General features: G+C 40.9%; 17 protein-coding genes. 15 read left to right on the top strand and 2 right to left on the bottom strand.

The features are described 5' to 3' along the window. The first annotated feature begins 42 nt into the window (after positions 1 to 42). Positions 43 to 1,125, top strand: a complete 1,083-nt coding sequence (locus EKM82_RS00855; RefSeq protein WP_125766442.1) for a carbamoyl phosphate synthase small subunit — start codon at positions 43 to 45, stop codon at positions 1,123 to 1,125. Further along, on the top strand, positions 1,125 to 4,313 hold the full coding sequence (locus EKM82_RS00860; protein WP_125766443.1) for a carbamoyl phosphate synthase large subunit: 3,189 nt from the start codon (positions 1,125 to 1,127) through the stop codon (positions 4,311 to 4,313). Before EKM82_RS00855 ends, EKM82_RS00860 begins: the two co-directional genes overlap by 1 nt. 310 nt (positions 4,314 to 4,623) lie before the next feature. Here EKM82_RS00860 and EKM82_RS11930 read toward each other — a convergent pair whose 3' ends face one another. Further along, positions 4,624 to 4,725 carry a type I toxin-antitoxin system Fst family toxin gene (locus EKM82_RS11930; protein ID WP_164508055.1) on the bottom strand — a complete coding sequence of 34 codons (102 nt, stop codon included), beginning with the start codon at positions 4,723 to 4,725 and terminating at the stop codon, positions 4,624 to 4,626. Between the two features lie 327 nt (positions 4,726 to 5,052). Continuing rightward, positions 5,053 to 6,774, bottom strand: coding sequence for an Rqc2 family fibronectin-binding protein (locus EKM82_RS00870; protein WP_125766445.1), 1,722 nt, complete (start codon positions 6,772 to 6,774; stop codon positions 5,053 to 5,055). 162 nt (positions 6,775 to 6,936) lie between these two features. On the opposite strand from EKM82_RS00870, the gene EKM82_RS00875 reads away from it, so the two are divergent. The 13 genes from EKM82_RS00875 to EKM82_RS00930 all read left to right on the top strand — a co-directional run bounded on the left by EKM82_RS00875 (position 6,937) and on the right by EKM82_RS00930 (position 20,681). Continuing rightward, a complete protein-coding gene (locus EKM82_RS00875) occupies positions 6,937 to 7,371 on the top strand; it encodes a MarR family winged helix-turn-helix transcriptional regulator (protein ID WP_125766446.1) in 435 nt (144 codons plus the stop codon). A 107-nt stretch (positions 7,372 to 7,478) separates the two neighbouring features. Then, the gene (locus EKM82_RS00880) at positions 7,479 to 8,348 is read left to right on the top strand and encodes a DegV family protein (RefSeq protein WP_125766447.1); all 870 of its coding nucleotides are present in this window, start codon (positions 7,479 to 7,481) and stop codon (positions 8,346 to 8,348) included. A 150-nt stretch (positions 8,349 to 8,498) separates the two neighbouring features. Beyond that, positions 8,499 to 10,190: an oleate hydratase gene (locus EKM82_RS00885; protein ID WP_125766448.1), complete on the top strand. Its 1,692-nt coding sequence runs from the start codon at positions 8,499 to 8,501 to the stop codon at positions 10,188 to 10,190. A 640-nt stretch (positions 10,191 to 10,830) separates the two neighbouring features. Then, the gene (locus EKM82_RS11180; protein ID WP_164508030.1) at positions 10,831 to 11,004 is read left to right on the top strand and encodes a hypothetical protein; all 174 of its coding nucleotides are present in this window, start codon (positions 10,831 to 10,833) and stop codon (positions 11,002 to 11,004) included. Between the two features lie 258 nt (positions 11,005 to 11,262). Next, complete coding sequence (locus tag EKM82_RS00890; RefSeq protein WP_125766449.1) at positions 11,263 to 12,075, top strand: aminoglycoside adenylyltransferase domain-containing protein; 813 nt, start codon at positions 11,263 to 11,265, stop codon at positions 12,073 to 12,075. Position 12,076: 1 nt separating this feature from the next. Then, positions 12,077 to 12,748: an HAD family hydrolase gene (locus EKM82_RS00895; RefSeq protein WP_125766450.1), complete on the top strand. Its 672-nt coding sequence runs from the start codon at positions 12,077 to 12,079 to the stop codon at positions 12,746 to 12,748. Between the two features lie 471 nt (positions 12,749 to 13,219). Next, positions 13,220 to 14,506: a solute carrier family 23 protein gene (locus EKM82_RS00900; protein ID WP_125766451.1), complete on the top strand. Its 1,287-nt coding sequence runs from the start codon at positions 13,220 to 13,222 to the stop codon at positions 14,504 to 14,506. Between the two features lie 318 nt (positions 14,507 to 14,824). Next, a complete protein-coding gene (locus tag EKM82_RS00905) occupies positions 14,825 to 15,799 on the top strand; it encodes a LacI family DNA-binding transcriptional regulator (RefSeq protein WP_125766452.1) in 975 nt (324 codons plus the stop codon). 12 nt (positions 15,800 to 15,811) lie between these two features. Then, complete coding sequence (gene rbsK / locus EKM82_RS00910; RefSeq protein WP_125766453.1) at positions 15,812 to 16,717, top strand: ribokinase; 906 nt, start codon at positions 15,812 to 15,814, stop codon at positions 16,715 to 16,717. Then, complete coding sequence (locus EKM82_RS00915; RefSeq protein WP_164508031.1) at positions 16,698 to 17,717, top strand: nucleoside hydrolase; 1,020 nt, start codon at positions 16,698 to 16,700, stop codon at positions 17,715 to 17,717. The genes rbsK and EKM82_RS00915 overlap by 20 nt, the downstream gene beginning before the upstream one ends. 12 nt (positions 17,718 to 17,729) lie before the next feature. After that, positions 17,730 to 18,962: an ABC transporter substrate-binding protein gene (locus EKM82_RS00920; RefSeq protein WP_125766455.1), complete on the top strand. Its 1,233-nt coding sequence runs from the start codon at positions 17,730 to 17,732 to the stop codon at positions 18,960 to 18,962. Between the two features lie 37 nt (positions 18,963 to 18,999). Continuing rightward, positions 19,000 to 19,860: a carbohydrate ABC transporter permease gene (locus tag EKM82_RS00925; RefSeq protein ID WP_125766456.1), complete on the top strand. Its 861-nt coding sequence runs from the start codon at positions 19,000 to 19,002 to the stop codon at positions 19,858 to 19,860. Then, positions 19,860 to 20,681 carry a carbohydrate ABC transporter permease gene (locus EKM82_RS00930; protein ID WP_125766457.1) on the top strand — a complete coding sequence of 274 codons (822 nt, stop codon included), beginning with the start codon at positions 19,860 to 19,862 and terminating at the stop codon, positions 20,679 to 20,681. Before EKM82_RS00925 ends, EKM82_RS00930 begins: the two co-directional genes overlap by 1 nt. Positions 20,682 to 20,748 lie beyond the last annotated feature (67 nt).

The raw sequence follows: 20,748 nt of genomic DNA on the forward strand, positions 1-20,748 counted from the left end.
ACTTAACTAGCAGAAATCCAGCCAGATGGAAGGTCGATTTTTTTGAAACGATACCTGATTCTTGAAGATGGCACAGTTTTCCCCGGTAATGCCTTTGGCGCTCGGATAAATACCACCGGCGAATTGGCTTTATACACTGGCGCAACTGGCTATCAAGAAACAATTACTAATGATAATTATACTGGCCAAATCGTCGCCTTTACTTATCCGCAACAAGGGGCCACTGGTATTAATCGTGATGATTATGAAGCGATTCAACCAACGATCAAGGGCATGGTGATTGGTGAGAATTACCAATTGCCTAGTCATTGGCAGGCCCAAATGACTTTAGATTTATTTTTGCAAGCCCAACGCATTCCTGGTTTGATGAATGTTGACACCCGGCGGTTAGCCCGGCATATTGCTAAATACGGTAATATGAAGGCCAGCTTTATGGATACTCATGATGCCCACGCTCACGATCAGATCAAGGCCTTGGTGATTGCCAATAACCAAGTTAATCAAGTTTCCACTAAACAGCCATTTCCCAGCCCCAATATTGGCAAAAATGTGGTGGTGATCGACTTAGGCTTAAAGAATACCGTGCTGCGGGAGTTATCCAAGCGCCAATGCAACGTGACCGTCTTACCCTTTGATACGGATAGTGGCATGATCAATACGATTGCCCCTGATGGAATTCTCGTCAGCAATGGCCCTGGGAAACCAGAAGCCTTAACCAAAACGATTGCCACCTTAAAAACAGTTCAAGAACGTTATCCGATTTTTGGAATTGGCTTAGGTTTTGCGGTCATGGCTTTAGTTAATGATGTGCCAGTGCTGCCACGGAAGGTGAGTCAGCATCGTATTAATTTAGCCGTCCGTGAGAAAATCACCCAAAACACCAACTTTGCCGCTCAAAATAGTAGTTTTTATTTACCAGAATTACCAGCTAATTCTGATTTATTTGTGACCCATGTGGCAGTGAACCACCAAGAAGTCCTAGGCTATCGCCATCGTTATTTGCCCAATTTCGCGATCAATTTTGATCCCGAGGCGGCAGCAGGTCCGCGGGACACCTTGCATTTCTTTGATGATTTTATTGATTTGATGGATGCCAATATTAGTCGAAAGCAGAGGCTAGAATAATGAGTAAACGGACTGATTTAAATAAAATTCTAGTTATTGGCTCGGGACCTTATGTGGTCGGCCAGTCAACTGAGTTTGATTACTTGGGAACTGAAACAGTGGTTACCTTGGCCCAAGCTGGTTACCACGTGATTTTAGTCAATTCAAACCCGGCCACTAATATGACCGACCGTTATCCTAATGTGAGTGTCTATTTGGAACCAATCACTTTAAAATTTTTAACCGAAATTATTCGGAAAGAATTACCAGACGCCATTTTAGCCAATGTTGGTGGGCAAACCACGATTAATTTAGTGCTCCAATTACGTCAATCAGGCTTGTTGGACCAACTGAACATTCAAACGATCGGTACCGATTTAACTCATCAGAATCCAGCCACGGACGTGGATCAATTTCAAGATTTAATGGCCCAGCTACAATTACCATTACTGAACTCATTATTGATTAATGATCAAGGACAAATTCCCCAAGCAATTGAACGATTAGGTTGGCCGATCATGGTCCGGCCAGTGAATTCAATTGGTGGCACTGGTGGTGGCCTAGCCGAGAATCGGGCCCAACTGGAAAAAGTCTTTAATCAGGCAACAGCGATTTCACCATTTCATCAAGTCGCCTTAAGTCAAAGTGTGCTGGGCGCCAAGGAAATTGAGTTTGAAGTGCTGCGCGATCACGCCGATCAAGTGGCGGCCATTTTTAATTGCGAACAGTTAAACCAAGTGGGAATTCATTCTGGCGATTCAATTGCCTTAGCGCCGATCCAAACGCTAACTGATCGTCAGGTCCAATCCTTACGGGAAATGGCGATTAATATTACCCGCCAATTAAACGTGATTGGTTCCTGCAATATTCAATTTGCCGTGGACACGAAGACCAACCAAGTCTGGATTTTAAAAGCGACTGCACGTCTGGGCCGAACAAGTGCCTTTGCTGCAAAAGCATTAGGCTATCCGTTAGCCAAAGTGGCCGCCTTATTAGCAGTTGGCCTGCGCTTAGACGAAATCGATCATCCTTATGAACAAGGTAGCACGGCACTAGTGGAGCCAGCTTTTGATTACTTAGTTTGTAAATTCCCTGGTTGGTCCTTTGACCGGGTTTCCGGTGCTGATCGCACTTTAGGAGCCGAAATGAAAGCTACCGGGGAAGTCATGGTTTTTGATCGTAATGTGGAAGCCGCCATTTTAAAAGGGGTTCGCTCGTATAATTTACGCATCGACCATCTCTGGAAAGCCGAAATTGCAGCTTTAGATGACGATCAATTGACGGCTTATTTAATTCACCCCACTGATGAAGAAATTTTTTGCTTGGCCGAGGCTTTACGGCGTGGCTATTCCGTAACCGACCTCAGTCATATTTCTAAAATTGACGCTTTCTTCATTCAAAAAATCAAAAATATTGTTCAGTTGGAGCAGGAGTTGGTTGACCACAAGGCGGAAATTGATGTCTTGAAGCGGGCCAAATATTATGGCTTCTCAGATTTAGAAATTAGTCGGCTTTGGGAGATTACCACTGACCAACTGCGAATTTTCCGTCAAGAAGCCAAAATTGAACCTGGTTTTCAAGAAATCAATAGCATTGCTAGCAATCCTTTAGTCCATTCACAACAATTTTTTATTACCTATGCCACTGAAAATGAAATGACTGCCAGCGAAAGTAAAGAAAAAGTCCTAGTCATTGGCTCTGGTCCCACCAAAGTTGGCCAGGGTAGTGAGGTTGATTACGAAACTGTCCATGGTTTAGAAGAGTTGCGCCGGCTTGGTTACGAAACGATTTTGTTAAACAATAATCCCGATGCCTATTCAACTAGTGTGAACTTAGCCGACCACTTGTACTATGCGCCCATCAACGCCGAGGCGGTCTTGAATATTGCGGCGATCGAGCAGCCGACTTATGTGATTACCCAATTAGGCGGTAAGTCCGCCAGCAAGTTGACGGCCGCTTTAGAACGGGCCGGTCTAAAAATTCTTGGTGCTTCAGGCGCTGCTTTGAATCAGGTTCATGAACCTGAGAAGATGCAACGACTGTTAGCTGATTTACATCTGTTAGGACCGCGAATTCGCCAAATTACTGAACCTTTAGCTGATGCGACTAGTCAGGAATGGGCCCGGCAATTACCGTATCCAATTCTGATTCATCCCAATCCAGAACACCGTTTTTCACCAACCGAGATTCTGAAGAGTGCGGCCGATTTGCAACACTATTTAACGCGATTTAATCGTGACTTGGCCAATTATCCCTTTACGATTCGGGAATTTCTCAGTGGTGATAAATATGAAGTCGATGGCATTTATGATGGCGAGCAAGTCTTGATTACTGGTATTATGGAGCATTTGGAGCATTCTAGCCTGCATTCTGGGGATGCGATGACGATTAGCCCAGCTCGTAATTTAAGCGATTCAATGTTGAGCCAAATCAAACAAGTCTTTCTGGCAGTTGGCCAGCAATTAGGGATGCGCGGTTTTATGAACATTCGATTCCTGGTCAAGGATGATTTGCTGTATGTTTTGGCAATTGATTTAAAAGGGAGCCGTAACTTAGCCTTCATCAATAAAATGACTAGGGAATCAATCATTGCTCTAGGGGTTAAAGTCCTGATGGGGAGCCGTTTGACTGCTTTAGGTTATCAGAATAACCCCGTGCTGACGACCGCTAATGTCCATGTGCGCATTCCGGTTTATTCATTTACCAAGATCAATCAACGACAGAAGTTAGCCAAGGCCCAGATGAAAACGACGGGTGAGGCAATTGGTTCTGATTTAACTTTTGAAAAAGCTTTGTACAAAGCTTTGGAAGCTGCGCGGCAACCATTACCTGCTTATGGCCGCATCCTCTTCTCAGTTGCTTCCCATGATTTAAGCCGCGGTTTGGAAATGGCCCAACGCTTTAAGCGGCTGGGTTACCAAATTGTTGCCACTGCCCATACCGCGACGAAATTTCAGCGTTCCGGACTAGCGACTGATTTTGTTCATGATATTGGCCAACGCCAGCCGGATATTGCCACAGAAATTAGCCAAGGCAAAATCCAAATGGTGATCAATACCACGGAATGGCGCGGACCGGTCAGCATGTCCGGTGCACTTTTACGAGAACTATCTGTAATGCATAACGTGCCTCTGATTACGACTCTCGATGAAGCCGAGGCCATTCTGACAGTGCTTGAGTCACGAGCATTCGCCATTGAGCCACTATAAATTGGTTGCCAGTAATTAATTTGGCGGTCGTGTGCTTGCCTGATGATAAAAACTTTGCCAAGCCGTAAATAAAGCTGCTTGCTACTTAGTTTTGGCATGCGTACAAATAATTATTTGAAATTGGCCCAAGTCATTGTCCCGCACGCGCTTCACCTTGTTGAATAATGAATTGAGTTATGTTATATTATAGATACAAAACGTATCGAACAATTTACATCACCAAAGCCCTCAACTACTGCTATAGTTGAGGGCTTTTTTTTCGAACAATTTTTAGTTAATCGTTAGGGTGAGGCTAAATTGCCTTGTAATTTTACTTCTTGTTTCGATTATTTAGCCAATAATTGAATAAGGCCAGGATCAGACCAACAAGAAGCGGCGCCCAAAACGCAGCGAACAATTTCATCACCTCCATCCCGTTAAAGCGAATTTGCCAACAGGGTGACAAGGCAACAAGCTTATTATGCCATAAGCAAAATTAATTAGATAGGCCGATTTAAAAATGAATCTGTCCCATCATTTGAATGCACTGATGGACAGTCTCCGAAGTTCACAGTTGTTAAAAGGTAAAATAAAAGTAGCGGCAGCAATCATTTTTTGAATGGCACCAAAAAAGTCTGAATGACAGTCGCTGGTTTTATCCAGAAAACTTGTCAATCAGACTTTTAGTTGACGATAATCTGTTGATTCAATCTCGCAAGGGACTGATTTTATCGTCATTTTAATCATGATTGCAATAACGCTACTTTTTGTGGCGTAATTGCGTGACTAATTCTTGAGTTGGCGTGACATAAATTGTTTGTTGGCCAGTATAAATCACGAAACCAGGTTTAGCACCGTTAGGTTTATGAATGGCTTTAACTTGAACGTAATCAACTGGCACTTGGCTGGATTGTCGTGCTTTGGAGAAATAAGCTGCTAACATCGCTGCTTCTTTAATTGTTTCGTCAGTTGGTTGATCACTTTGAATAATCACGTGGGAGCCAGGCATATTTTTGGTATGCAACCACGTATCGGTTTTCCGCGCTTTTTTCAAGGTTAACTGATCGTTCTGCAAATTATTCTTCCCAACTAGAATTGAAGTGCCGTCGCTGGCATAGAATTGTTCCGCCGGATTGATTTTAACTCGTAATTTCTTCCGCTTCTGAGTCCGCCGCAAAACGCCTTGTTGTTCTAGCTCAACGCGAATATCCTCAATATCTTTGGGCTCACCGACTTCAACTTGCGCTTGCACACCAAGTAGGTAATCCAACTCGGCTTGAGTTTCTTCGATTTGTTCTTGCACCACCGTCAAAGCAGTTTTAGCTTTATTATAACGAGTGAAATACTTTTGAGCGTTTTTCGCAGGTGTTAAATCAGGGGCCAACTGAATGCTTATTGGTTTTTCATCATCATAGAAGTTGGGTAAGGTAACTTGAGTGCCATGTTCTGGCACTTGATGTAAATAAGTTGTTAAAATTTCACCTTTAACCCGATCTTCATCAGCATTATGGGCGCGATCAATCGTCTTAGCTAATTTCTTCAGTTTGTTTTCATTCCGCTTGATCACATTATTCAAACGCTGCAACATGGCACTAGCCAGTTGATGCTTCCGATCGGACTCCGCTTTAGTTCCGTAGAAGGCGTCCAACATCGCACTGAGACTGGCAAAATCAGAACGCTGGTCAGTCAAACTTTGATACGGAATTGCGCTAAATTGGAGCTGACCTTTTTCATTTTTACCAATAGTTGGTTGTAAGTGCTCAAAGTCGGCCCAAAAAGTCGTCACAATTTGCTGCAATTCAGCTACACTTGTGACCCGTTGCAAACGAGTTGCTAATTCCTGAGCAGTATCTTTGCCCAAACCTTGGAATGACTGTTGTAAAACTGATACGGGCCGATTCTTTAAATCACGTAACTTTAATAGTAGCTGATCCCAGTCAGTTTCAGTCAATTGACTACTGAAAGGTTCCCAACCAGTTTGGCGTTCAGGCTGAACATACTGGGCCCCGGGCATCAATAATCGATAACGGTTTTGGTCAGGGGAGACGTGTTTGATCAAATCAAGAATCTTATTTGTCGCCGTATCAACTAAAATGACATTACTGTGGCGACCCATAATTTCAACAATTAATTGCAGATTTTCTTGGTCACCTAATTCATCCCGAGAACGAATTTGCAGCGTCAGGATTCGATCGTTGGCAACTTGTTCTAAGCTGACTAAACTGGCATTTTCTAAATATTTCCGCAGGGTCATGACAAACGTTGGTGCGGTTTTTGGATTGGCATAGGGAATTGTCGTAATTTGGGCGCGGGCTAATTGCGGGTTGGCCGAAAGTAGCAGGGGGTAGTTATGGCGATGGCTGCGAATAACTAGAACCACTTCATGGGGATAAGGTTGTTGCACTTTGACAATCTTGCCGCCTTCTAATTGATTCTTTAATTCGGCAGTCATTGCGTGAAGGAATACACCATCAAATGACATCGAAATCATCCTTTCTTAAATAACTAGGCTGATATTTATTTTCTTAAAATAAGTAAAAACTAAGTTATTGGCTATCATTGTAAGTTACATCAAAACTATTGTATAATACATGTAATGCGATAAACGCTGATTAAACAAGGCTTTAGAAAAGTGAGGTCGTTTATGCTAAATTTTACCGAAGTCACCTTAGAATTTATTAAACAGTTACGCTTAATTGAACAGCAACTAAGTTTACAGAACCAACTGCCAATTTCGCAAATGCGTTTGCTTCTAAAAATGGATCAAGAATTTGTAAATTTACGTTTTCTCAATCAAGAATTAGCTTTAGATCCTTCAACGTTAAGTCGACAATTGGCAGGTTTAACGAAAAAAGGGTACACCCAAACTGCCACCAAAGCTGATAAGCGCCAACGTGATTATGCTTTGACTGCAGCGGGTTGGGCCAAACATCAGGAGCTGATCCAGCAATTAGCTAAATTGGAGCAAGAACTAGTGGCTAACTGGGCGCCTGAAGAGGTGCAGTTACTGACCACCCTGTTAAATCGATTAACCAAGAGTACTCATCGTTTAGATTTAAGCGCAGAAAATCCGCTTTAAACCGAAGCAATACAATAGTCTAGCGTGTTTATTTTAACATAAATACAGCCTTGATTCGACTACTAACAATAAGTTAGTTCCGGAATAACTACGGGGAGGGATTCATCTTGAAAATTGCCATTGTTACCGACAGTACAGCTTATTTAACGCCAGCAGAAGCTAAGCAAAATCAGATCACAATCGTTCCCATGCCAGTGATTATGGCCGACCAAGTTTATCAAGAGGGCGTCAACCTAAGCACCACGGAATTCTATCAACGTCTACGCACTGAACCTAGCTTGCCGAGCACTTCGCAGCCACCAATCGGTGAACTGTTACGTTTATATGAGAATTTAGGCAATGATGGTTATGATATTGTCTTATCAATTCATTTGGCCAGTACGTTATCTGGCCTTTATGGCACTTTGAAATCGGCTGCCAGTCAAATTAAGAATACCAAAGTCATTCCCTATGACTCTGGTATTACGGTTAAACTAATGGGTTACTTGGCGATTTATGCTGCTAGGTTAGTCAGCGCCGGTGTTGACATTGATGAGGTGTTGTCACGTCTGGATCAACTAAAACAACAAATCAATGAAGTTTTTATTGTCAATGATTTAAAGAATCTTGTCCGCGGTGGTCGCTTATCTAATACTTCTGCAGTAATTGGCTCCATGCTCAAAGTCAAGCCACTGCTGACCTTTGATGAACATACCAATCAAATTATCCTGTTTGAAAAAATTCGTTCACTAAAGCGAGCCTATCATCGCGCCGAAGAAATTTTTGAGGCTGATCTGGATAAAAGTACTCAGCCGTTACGCTTAATTATTATTCATGCCAATGATGAAGCAGCTGCCTTGGCCTGGCAACAAACTATTTTAGCTAAACATCCTGATTTAACCACCGAAATTTCTTATTTTGGGCCAGTCATTGGTACTCATCTTGGTGAGCGAGCAATTGCCTTGGCCTGGTTGCCTGATGTTTATCAAATAAGTTGAATTAGCAGTAAAGAAAACGCTATTATTTTTTTGACACTTTATGATAAGTGTCTTTTTTTTTTACAATGAAAAGTGTTTGACTATTGGTATTATTAGCTAGGTGTTTATAATGAGGGTTGTACAAGGTATTAGATAAGGAGTGATTCGGATATGACTCGTAAAGCATATATGATTGGTGCCGGAGTTGGTAATCTGGCAGCTGGACTTTATTTAATTCGCGATGGTCATTGGCAAGGTAAGCAAATTACCATGTTTGGCCTAGAAACTCACGGTGCTAATGATGGCGCCGCAGTTAGCGACTATGAACACGAATATAGCAATAGCCCTTTAGGTAATAACAAAGGTTACTTGGCTAAGGGTGGCCGGATGTTAAATGAAGAAACTTATGAGAACCTGTGGGACCTTTTGGCCTCAGTTCCTTCAGAAGATCATCCTGGCTGGAGTGTCACTGATGATATCTTGAATTTCGACCATGATCACCCAACTCATGATGTGGGTCGGTTAATGGATAAAACTGAGGGTTTGCGGATCAATGGTGGTAAGAATGATTATCGTCATATGCAATTTAATAACCGCGACCGGAAATTATTAACTAAATTAATGATGATGCCTGAATCTAAGGAACCAGAATTAAATAACATTAGTATTGAAGAATGGTTCCAAAGCAGTCCTCATATGTTCACCACAAACTTCTGGTACATGTGGGAAACAACTTTTGCTTTCAAACGGCAAAGTTCTGCCATGGAATTACGGCGCTATATGAACCGGATGATTCTCGAATTCAGTCGGATCAATACCCTTGAAGGGGTTACCCGGACACCATATAATCAATACGAAAGTATGATTTTACCAATGCGTCATTTCTTGGAGAAGCAAGGCGTTACTTTCGTAGACAACTGCAAGATTACTGATTTTGTCTTTAAAGACACGCCATTACGTGATGAAATTACCGTTACTGGCTTGAAGTACGAACGGGTTGATAAGAAGCCTGGTGACAAGGATCATACTGGTGAAATCAAGATTGATCCTGATGACTTTGTCTTCGACACTAACGGTTCAATCACTGACAGCAGTTCAATTGGTGACATGGACACACCTATTAAGGAAAATATGGAATACGCTGCATCTGCTCAATTGTGGAAACAAGCCGCTAACCATTTCTTCCAATTAGGTCAACCTGACAAATTCTTTAACGATCGAGAACAATCTGAATGGTGCAGTTTCACGGTCACTGCTAAAAACCATTATTTGTTGAATGAAATTGCCCGGATCACTGAACAACAACCAGGTAATGCGTTGAATACTTTCGTTGATAGTAATGAATTATTATCAATCGTTGTTCATCATCAACCACATTTCCATGCCCAAAAGGAAAACGAGACAATTTTCTGGGGTTACAGCTTGTATCCTCGTCAAGTCGGTGATTACGTTGATAAGCCATTCATCGAAATGACTGGCCGGGAAATGCTTGAAGAATTTATTGGCCAATTGGCAGCAATTGATCCAAGTTCTGATAACATTCGTAACCATATGGATAAAATCATGGACAGCATTGTCAATGTCATTCCTGTTTACATGCCATATGCCAGTGCCTTATTTAACCAACGAGCAGTTGGCGATCGGCCAGCGGTTGTACCTAAGGGTTCAACTAACTTGGCCTTCATTAGCCAATTCGTTGAAATGCCATTTGATATGGTCTTTACTGAACAGTATTCATTCCGTGCTGCTCAAACAGCTGTTTATCATTTCTTAGGCATTCCTGAAAGTCGCTTAACTAAGATGCATCATTACGAGAAAGATCCTCGTATCTTAGCTCGGGCAACGAAGACGATGTTCCGTTAATCTTGGTTTCAACTTATTAATTCACACAAGCATCATGATGCAACTTCCTGCAAGATTCTCACACCTTTTCCCTGAGGTGTGAGAATTTTTTTTGTTTAAAACTATCCTGATTTGGCAACTTCTGGACATTGATTAAGTCTTTCCCAATCCGAAGAGGTGGTGACGGCGCAATTTGAGGGGCGTGGAACGCCATGGGCATTGATCTAAGCTTATTGCTCCGCAACAATCTCAGATACAAGCCTTATTCTAACCGCTGAAGCGGCAAACGTGTTCAAAGCAGCAAACGGCTATGATTAACTGAAATAATTGCTCGATCTGGTTGCACCAGCTCAATCAATTATTTGCAGTTACTCTACGCCGAAAAACCGCTGCTCCTCACACTCTAAGAATAATTTCATGGCTGACGCCAATTGTGCCGCCACCACCAGATGAAACTAACAAAATTGATCACCACTACTTGGCCGAACCATAATGTGGTAAAACAAAAGTGATATGACAATTTCTACTGAAAATGGCGTTGTCACACCGCTTTTTTGTTACCATTTAACTATTTTTACTGATTGAATTAAGTTGATGAATCCCACGGCCATTTACTTAAGTACTGACAAATGTGCAATGTTCTAACTCAACTCTGGACGGAATGGAGGGATCTTGTCGTCAGCCGCCAAATTATTGTTGGTGCTTTAGCACCTACAATAAGACCTGTATTGATGACAATTTGGTTTGTAATTGGCATCAATCAGTGTTGGCCGCGTTCCACGTTAAGCAGCCCGCAATGCAGTCAGACACAACTCTGTTTCAACACTGGTATTAGATTTTAATGGTTTTGAATTTTGGTCTTTAATTGGTTCAAATCGATGCCGGCCGCGTTCCACACCCAGTAAGCCCGGAATGCAGTCAGAACCGATTCTGCCTAAACATCTTTATTAACGTTTAGAACTTTAACGCAAGCAAAGTCGAAATGAATGGAACTTTTTGTAAAGTTTTCCTTATTTTCTGAAAATCAAGTCTAATGCTTGTGTTATAATGAATAGTTAAAAATTATTCAGTAATTATTTAGGAGTGATGCTCAATGTCACAGAACAGTAAAACGACGCAGTTACTCAGCCATTTACAACAAGACTTGCCGGCATTGCTAGGGGATAACTTAGTGGGCGTTTATCTTCATGGCTCATATGTCTTGAAGTCCTACCATGAAAACGTCAGTGATTTAGATTACATTATCGTCGTCAAAGAACCACTAACTGATCAACAAAAACTTACTTTAATGACTTGGACCGTAACCACTGGCTGGCAATTTGCACCAAAAAAAGGGCTTGAATTCCATGTCCTGTTGGAAAAATGGACCCAGCACTTCATTCAGCCGTTACCATTTGACTTCCATTTCTCACCGATGCATTGGCCCGACTATCAAGAAAATCCTCTACAGTATGTTCAAGAAATGCAGGGGACTGATCCCGATTTGGCTGCGCACTTAACGATACTAACCCATTATGGCCAAGTCATTAGTGGTCCGGCTATTGAGCAAGTATTTGCGCCGGTACCTCGGAGCGCTTACCTCAATAGTATTCTCGCCGATATCAGTAATGCTGAACAAGCGGTGTTAACTAATCCTGTTTATGTTTGCTTAAACTTAGCCCGGGTGTTAGCTTATTTACAAACTGACCAGGTTCTCTCTAAGGCTGCTGGTGGGCGCTGGTTATTGGAGCAAAATATCCTCAATCATGATCAACGTCAACTCATTAGTTGGTGTTTAGCACAATATGAGGCGACAGCAGTGGGGGAATTGCCAGTCACGACCGCGGTTTGCCAAGGTTACGCGCAACAATTGCTCACAGCGATTCATCACCAAACTAAAATGATTACAGAAAAAGAGGCTCACTAACATGATTATTACTTTTGATTGTTATGGCACACTGCTAAATATGCAGCCGATTCAGGATAAACTGGGGGAGATTTCCCAGGCTGCTCATTTAACGACGACGGCCGAGCAAGCACAGACTTGTTTTAATAGTTACGAAGATCGGTTAATGTATGTTGAAAAAATAATTCCTTATCAAGATTTATTGGCCCAAATTGTTCGTTTTATGGACTTGGAATTAGGCAGCGGCCAGGTTTTCCAAGATCATTTGGACACAATTATTCAAGCATATCGCGATTTAGAACCACATCCAGATGTCTTACCCGCTTTACGTCAATTAAAGCGAGCTGGTAATCAATTGTATTTAATGTCCAATTCCTCAGAAATGCTCATGAGCGCCCATTTGGAGAAATTTGGTGATTTATTTACCCATATTTTTCTTCCAGAAGAAACTGGTTGCTATAAACCTGACCGGCAATTCTTCACAACCGTAGCGGAAACCTTGGATTTCGCCAATCAGCCACATTATCATCTGGCTAATGGTTTCTGGTGGGACGTGTTGCCCTGTCAGGAGTTGAATTGGCCTTATCTGTGGATCAACCGGCACCAGTGGCAAGCAGCAAGTAGTTTCGGTAAGATTCCTCAATTACCTGATTTAAAAACCGCGCCTGAGTTTATTGCTAATTTGGCCAAGTAATCGCAGTTAAGCAATGCCTGTGGGTATTCAATGTATATAATTTGGTGTACAGGTAGCGTAGCTGTGTATGAGTGAATTGTTCTGAAAATTCACCGGCTATTTGAGGAGACAAGCATTCTTTAAATGTGTGTGCGCCGGTAGTTTGCGAATTGAATCGACCGTCGTTTTTTTAAATTAAGCTTGACAGGGAACAATAAGTTATGTATGCTGGTAACAATAATTAAATCAGTCCTTTAATTTTAGTCCTGTGAGGCTAACAAGGAGACGGAGCACGCGAATCAGGTCGTACTGTAGTTTAAATACACCACAACTGGACCTAAATTCAACTTATCCTCTTACTCGTTACTTGACGGGCAAGGGGATTTTTTTTATGCCATGATTAAATCGTTGGAGAGGTGAGGTGCGGGCAGGAGGTTCACTGTTCAGAGTACTAACGAATTAAATGCATTTCTTTTGAGGAGGAGTATTAATTTGAAGTCTGAGTCAACGCAACATCATGCTAGCAAACCAGTTCTAGATATTCATGAAAAACCACAACCAATTCAGTGGTTTGGCTTATCATTACAGCATTTATTCGCCATGTTTGGCGCCACAGTTTTAGTACCGATTTTAGTCGGGTTAGATCCTGGCATCGCAATTTTAAGTTCTGGTGTTGGTACGCTGGTTCATTTATTTGTCACTAAAGGCAAAATTCCCGCATATCTGGGGTCGAGCTTTGCTTTCATTGTTGCCATGCAAGCCTTGATGAAATCTGATGGCTATCCCGCGATTGCTCAAGGTAGTATCTCAGTGGGTTTAATTTATTTATTAGTGGCATTATTGGTTCACAAAATTGGTTCCAGCTGGATCGATAAATTGCTGCCGCCAATTGTGGTTGGGCCGGTGATTATGGTGATTGGTTTATCACTTGCCGGTAATGCGGCTAAAGACGCCATGATGAATAATAACCATTATGACCTCAAATTTTTCGCAGTTGCCTTGTTAACCTTAGCTGTCACCATCTTTTTCAATACTTATTGCAAAGGATTCCTCAGCTTAATTCCAATTCTATTGGGGATTATCAGTGGCTATCTGATTGCTGTGATTTTCGGTTTGGTCGATTTTAGTGGTGTCATTGCGGCACCATGGTTTAAAATGCCCAACTTCGAATTTCCGTTTGCTAGTTATCAGCCGAAAGTTTACTGGAGTGCCATTATTGGCATGACGCCAATTGCCTTCGTTACGATGACGGAACATTTAGGTCACATTATGGTCCTTGATCAGTTAACCGATAATGATTTCCTCCGCGATCCTGGCTTGGATCATACAATGACTGGTGATGGCCTGGCGTCAATTATTGCCGGTTTCATTGGTGGACCACCAGTAACTAGCTACGGTGAAAACATCGGTGTGCTGGCCATTACCAAAGTTTATAGTGTTTACGTCATTGGCGGTGCCGGCGTTTTAGCAATTGTTTTCAGTTTTATTGGTAAATTAAGCGCCTTGATCATGAGCATTCCCAGCCCAGTTATCGGCGGGATTAGCTTCCTGCTGTTCGGTGTCATCGCCAATAACGGCATGCGCATCATGGTCGAAAAACACGTCGACCTTGATAATAAAAAGAATCTTATTATTGCGGCAGTCGTCATGGTTATCGGCATTGGCGGCGCATATTTACAAGTCGGCGCTTTCCAATTAACCAGTGTGGCTTTTTCAACTATTATTGCGATTATTTTGAATTTAATCTTACCAGATGAAAAACCTTCAGCAGCAAACTAGACATTGGTATGCATTTTTAACTGTGGATAACTAAAAAATTATAAAATATTATTTCTAATAGCTATCGTTAAAAAACGATAGCTATTTTTTTGTGCACTATAAATTTATGTTCTGCAAAAGAGTGACTTAATCGTATTATTGAACAATTATTTTTGAGCAATCAGATTTTGCCAATGAGTAATCTCGATGTGAAACCTTATATAATATTAGTATAACGTTAACTAGCAAAGATAAAGAGTAGTATAAAACGCTTGCATTAATAATTGGTATACATTATTATTCAACATGTAACCGGATACACATTAAGGAATGATAAAAATGACATTAGCAACAATTAGAGATGTAGCGAAAAAAGCTGGCGTTTCCGTGGCCACAGTTTCACGGGTAATTAACGACAGTGGTTATGTGGGGCAGGATACTCGCAAAAAGGTTAAGCAAGCAATTGAGGAACTGAATTACTCACCGAATGAGGTCGCCCGCTCTTTATATCAGCGTAAATCCAAATTGATTGGTTTATTGATTCCTGATATTTCCAATCCCTTTTTCCCACTCTTGGCACGTGGCGCCGAAGATCATATGCGCTCGCGCGGTTATCAAGCAATTCTAGGTAACGTTCAGGAAGATCCAGAAATATTTAGTGAATATTTGAAAACCTTCAATAAAAATAACGTTGCCGGCGTTTTATCAGCAGTCAATACCCCAGCAATTAGTGATTATGCTGAACCTTTAGTTATCGTTGATCGTGTGACTGATAAAACTGAATATTCGGTTTTCTCAAACGATTATCAAGGTGGCATGTTGGCCGCAAAAGCAATTTTACAAGGTCGTCCTAAAAACATTTTAGTTGTCGCCGGGCCTCAAGCAATTAAGCGCTCGCAGGATCGTATCGCTGGAATTGAATCAATTCTTAGTCGTCAGCCGATTGCTTATAAGATCATCCACACTAATTCCTTTCAGATTGCTGATGCAGAAAAGATGGCCTTTAAAATTTTTGAGGACTATCCAGAAATCGACAGTGTTATTGCCCCAAATGATATTCATGCCCTAGCCATTTTGAAACAAGGCTTGCTTTTAGGTAAAAAGATCCCTCAAGAATTACAAGTTATTGGCTATGATGATATTCCAATGACTAGGCTATCAAGTCCTACCTTGTCCACCATCCACCAATCGACTTATCGCTTAGGGTGGTTAGGTGCGAAGTTGTTGATTGATTTAATCGAGGATCGAAATATTTCTGATAAAAAAATCATGTTACCAGTTCGTTTAGTTGCTGGCGATACGATAAGAAAATAGGAGGTTTTGTTCGTGGGCAAAATAATTGTCATTGGTAGTGCTGCAATTGATTTTATGATTGAAACAAACGAACTACCAACCAGAGGAAAAACAGTGTTAGGAAAGCGATTCAATACCTCGATGGGAGGGAAAGGGGCTAATCAAGCCGTTGCCGCAGCCAGAATGGGGGCCTCTGTAACAATGATTGGCTGTGTTGGTACAGATCACTTTTCAGATGCTATTAATAGTAATCTCGCTAATAATCAGATTAATGTTGACTATATGGAACGGGTTACACAATCAACAGCAGGCACAGCTTTTGTCATTTTAAATAATCAAGACAATCAAATCATCGTCGTTCCTGGTGCTAATGCCGAACTAACTTGGGAAAAAGTAGCGCCAAGCTTGAAGAAGATAGCTATCGCCAACGACTTGGTTATTTTACAAAACGAAATCCCATTGGAAACCAATTTAGCAATTATCAAATTCTGTGAGCAACAAAAAATCTCGGTACTATATAATCCAGCACCAGCAAAAAAGATCTCTACTAATGTTTTAAAGCAAATCACTTATCTGACGCCTAATGAACATGAATTTAAGCAATTATTCCCCAATCAAACACTGGAACAGATCCTACCACATTATCCCAATAAACTCATTGTTACTCTGGGCGAGCGTGGGGTTATCTATAATGACGGTTCTAAGAATCAACTTATTCCAGCTAATCAGGTCCAGCCAGTGGATACCACTGGTGCTGGTGATACTTTTAATGGTGCTTTTGCAGCCAGTATTATCACTCAAACTGATTTAGAAACAGCAATCAAAAGAGGTAATCAGGCAGCAGCTTTATCAGTTCAAGCAAAGGGTGCTCAAACAGGCATGCCCACACTAAATGCTATTCAAGAAAAGGAGAATTCTGATGTCACAGAAGTTGAATAATCAATGGTTACAACCCACGATCAAACCAATGAAAGTTATCTTGGACAGCGATGCCTACAATGAATCAGATGATCAATTTGAAATCACCTGGGCGCTGTGTCACGAAGATCGTCTGTCAATTCAAGCTTTTTATGCAGCACCATTTTTAAATGGACGTTCAAAGAGCCCTGAAGATGGCATGAACAAAAGCTATGATGAAATTAAAAAGTTATTAAGTTTAGCCGGTATGACCAATAAATATCCCGTCTATCATGGTTCAACAAATTTCATTGAACATGAACATTATGTTGATTCTGAAGCGGTTGACGACCTAATTCATCGTTGTGGAAAGTTGGCCGTAGACGAGCGAATCTATGTTGTTGCGACTGGCGCACTGACTAATATTGCCTCGGCTATTCTTAAAGAGCCACAACTGATTGATAAACTTGTTGTCATTTGGCTCGGTGGACAGGCTTTATATTGGACTAGTGCTTTTGAGTTCAATTTAAGTGAAGACCGGTTTGCCGCCAACACGGTTCTTAATTCAAAAGTACCATTTATCCTGACACCGGCAATGGGCGTTGCATCTAATCTTTGTACGACACAATACGAAATCAATCATTATTTAGCCAATACTAGTGATAGTGGGAATTATCTTGCTCAAGAAACGACTGATTACTTAAACAAAATAGATCGGGAAGGAGACGCTGGCCTTAGCAAATTAACCCACGAACCTGATCCTTATTTACGTGGTATGACCGATCTCGACACTGAAAACTTTCCCGCAACTACTGCGGTAATTGCTCGTAGTAAAGTGATTTGGGATCTAGCACCACTAGCTTTCTTAATTAATCCTCGTTGGACAACGAGTAAGTTAGTTTCCGCGCCAATAATCAATGCTGATGATACATGGCAATTAACAAGTAATCGGCATTTAATCAGGGTGATCACGCATGTTGATCGTGATGGTATTTTTGGAGATTTATTTTATCAGATTAGTCAATTACCAAGAACAAAGTAGGAGGGAATTCAAATGAAGAAACGGCTATTTTGGGGCTTAGTCATGAGCGTATTTACTGCTTTACTATTAAGCGGTTGTAGTAAAAATGCCAATAATAAAAAAGTAACCTTGGAATTGTTTTCAAATAAGTCGGAAGCAGTTGGCACTTATCAAAAACTAATTAAGGAATTTGAACAAGAGAACCCAGATATCGAGGTTAAATTAACGACACCTCCTGATGCAGAAACTGTGATGAAGACTCGCTTGACCAAAAATGACATCCCCGATATGTTTGCCATGAGTGGCAATGGGACCTTTGGCGAATTAGCTCGAGCCGGAGTTTTCGCGGACTTTAGTGGTAATCAAAATTTGGAAAAAGTACGTCCAGTCTACATCGATTCTTTAGAAAAAGTTGTTGGCCCTACTAAAAAAGGGACTTATGGGATTCCATATACACCAAACGCCAATATTGTAATCTATAACAAAGATCGGTTAAAGGAACTAAATGGGACTGTGCCCCAAACTTGGAATGAATTCGTAGCCTTATTAAAAAAAGCTAAAGCCGCAAAAATTACGCCAATTTATTGGACTTTAAATGAACCTTGGACCGATCAGAGCCCTTGGAATAGTCTTGAGGCAAACCTCGTTAGTCAAAATTTTGCCAAACTCGAAAATGAAGGTAAAACTTCATTTGTTAAAACGCATCAAAAAGTTGCCAAGAAAATGCTAACGTTAATCAACTATGGCCATTCAGATAACTTCGGTAAAGGATACTCGGATGGTAATACTGCGATTGGTAAAGGCGACAGTTTATTCTATTTTCAGGGTAATTGGGCAATTCCAGAAGTTCTAAAAGCAACTCCGAAGGCGAATATTGGAGTCTTCCCATTACCAACTAGCAATGTGCCTGGTAAAACCAAACTAGCTTCGGCCGTAGACATTGTTTTAACAATGAGTGTTAAAACGAAACATGAAAAAGAAGTCAAAAAATTTATCAATTTTATGATGAGAAAGGAAAATGCGCAAACCTTCATTGATGATCAATTAGCTTTCTCAACAATTAAGGGTGTTGATCAAAACAATGAGATCTTATCAGGTATCAAGCCTTACTTTGCCGACGATCGCATTACTGCGGTCATGGACTCTTACTACCCACAAGGAATGGGAACAGCTAGCTTAATTCAGGAGTTTCTTCAGAAGAAGAACACCAACGCTTTTCTGAAGAAGTTGGATAGTGAATGGGCCAAAACGCTCGACCATCAATAATAGATTTTTTTCATATAGAAAAGGATGGGGAAGAAAAATGAGTAGAAAAAATGTTTTTTTAGTAATGACTATTCCGGCACTCCTGATATTTTTAGTTTTTCATACATTTCCAGCAATTCAGGGGATTTTTTACAGCTTTACTAATTGGCATGGCTATGGGGATTGGCAGTTTGTCGGTTTCAAAAACTTTATTAATGTCTTCAAAGATCAACAGGTTCTTGATTCATATCTCTTTACTTTCAAATTTGCGATTGTTGCAACGATCCTAACTAACGTATTAAGCTTGCTCATTGCCCTAGGGCTTAATGCCAAAGTCAAATTTCAAAAAACTTTGCGAGCTTTATACTTCATTCCTTATATTTTAGGTATGTTAATCATTAGTTTCATTTTCAGCTTTATTTTTTCCAAGGTTTTACCTGACATTGGTCAAACTTTGCATATCCAATGGCTATCCAGTAACATCCTTGGTAAAACGTCAACGGCGTGGTTAGGTATCGTGATTGTCTCTGTTTGGCAATCAACCGCCTTTAATACCATTCTTTATCTATCTGGTTTAGTCACAATTCCCGGTGAGCTATATGAGGCTGCTGGTTTAGATGGCGCCAACAGTTGGACAAAATTTTGGCGGATCACGTTCCCAATGATTATGCCGTTCTTTACCATCAACATGGTCTTGGCGATGCGGACATTCTTAATGGCCTTCGATCAAATCGTTGCCTTAACTGGCGGTGGTCCAGGCCGCGCCACTGAATCTATTTCCTACGTCATCTATAAAGGCGGTTTTGAAGGTGGTCAATTTGCCTATCAGTCAGCAAATGCGGTGATCTACTTCATTGTCATTGCAGCTATTTCAATCTTCCAAATTAAAGTTCTTCAAAAGAGAGGAGAACAATACTAATGACGAATAAAAAAATCAACTGGGCCGCAACGATTCTCCTAGCGATAGGTGCTTTGGCTGTGTTAATTCCACTATATTTAACGATTACGATTGCTTTTAAGACGCCAGAAGAATTGAGTAGCAATTTATTCAATTTACCTAAACACTGGATGGTCAGCAATTTTACTAATGCAATCAAAACAACTAACTTCTTTGTAGCTCTTAAAAACAGTATTTTCGTTTCATTCTTTTCTGTTATTTTAACAGTGCTAACTAATTCAATGGTTGCTTACGCAATCGCTCGTAATATGGACAAAAAGTTCTACAAATTATTGTATTATTTCTTCGTTAGTGCCATGTTTATCCCATTTCCAATCATTATGTTGCCTTTAGTTCGGCAAACAAGTACTTGGCATCTAGATAATTTATTTGGTTTAATTCTACTATACGTTGTATTTAACTTAGCACTAAACACTTTCATTTATGTCGGTTATATTCGTACAATCCCAGTCGAACTGGAAGAGGCCGCAATTGTTGATGGTGCCAGCACTTGGCGAGTATTCTGGAAAATAATTTTCCCATTATTGGGACCAATGAATGCAACCGTGGCCATCTTATCTTGTCTTTATGCGTGGAACGACTTTTTATTACCTTTAGTTTTATTAAGTAATCCAGATATGGCTACTTTGCCGCTTGCTCAATATATTTTCCAATCACAATTCAGCACAAATTATACTTTAGCTTTTGCCTCATATTTAATGGCACTAGCACCAATGTTGATTGTTTATATGTTCTCCCAGAAATGGATTATTAGCGGCGTTATGCGTGGATCAATTAAGTAATAATAAACATCACGGTTGTCTTGCCGAGAGCCGTGATGTTTTTTAAAAGAGTAGGAGAGTGATCAGG

Source organism: Lapidilactobacillus wuchangensis, assembly GCF_003946645.1.
GTDB lineage: Bacteria > Bacillota > Bacilli > Lactobacillales > Lactobacillaceae > Lapidilactobacillus > Lapidilactobacillus wuchangensis.

Bases quoted from the DNA above. Each gene is read 5' to 3' on its own strand.
- EKM82_RS00860 (WP_125766443.1), top strand. From the start codon at position 1,125: ATGAGTAAACGGACTGATTTAAATAAAATTCTAGTTATTGGCTCGGGA.
- EKM82_RS11930 (WP_164508055.1), bottom strand. From the start codon at position 4,725: ATGGAGGTGATGAAATTGTTCGCTGCGTTTTGGGCGCCGCTTCTTGTT.
- EKM82_RS00870 (WP_125766445.1), bottom strand. From the start codon at position 6,774: ATGTCATTTGATGGTGTATTCCTTCACGCAATGACTGCCGAATTAAAG.
- EKM82_RS00875 (WP_125766446.1), top strand. From the start codon at position 6,937: ATGCTAAATTTTACCGAAGTCACCTTAGAATTTATTAAACAGTTACGC.
- EKM82_RS00885 (WP_125766448.1), top strand. From the start codon at position 8,499: ATGACTCGTAAAGCATATATGATTGGTGCCGGAGTTGGTAATCTGGCA.
- EKM82_RS11180 (WP_164508030.1), top strand. From the start codon at position 10,831: ATGGAGGGATCTTGTCGTCAGCCGCCAAATTATTGTTGGTGCTTTAGC.
- EKM82_RS00890 (WP_125766449.1), top strand. From the start codon at position 11,263: ATGTCACAGAACAGTAAAACGACGCAGTTACTCAGCCATTTACAACAA.
- EKM82_RS00895 (WP_125766450.1), top strand. From the start codon at position 12,077: ATGATTATTACTTTTGATTGTTATGGCACACTGCTAAATATGCAGCCG.
- EKM82_RS00905 (WP_125766452.1), top strand. From the start codon at position 14,825: ATGACATTAGCAACAATTAGAGATGTAGCGAAAAAAGCTGGCGTTTCC.
- EKM82_RS00915 (WP_164508031.1), top strand. From the start codon at position 16,698: ATGTCACAGAAGTTGAATAATCAATGGTTACAACCCACGATCAAACCA.
- EKM82_RS00920 (WP_125766455.1), top strand. From the start codon at position 17,730: ATGAAGAAACGGCTATTTTGGGGCTTAGTCATGAGCGTATTTACTGCT.
- EKM82_RS00925 (WP_125766456.1), top strand. From the start codon at position 19,000: ATGAGTAGAAAAAATGTTTTTTTAGTAATGACTATTCCGGCACTCCTG.
- EKM82_RS00930 (WP_125766457.1), top strand. From the start codon at position 19,860: ATGACGAATAAAAAAATCAACTGGGCCGCAACGATTCTCCTAGCGATA.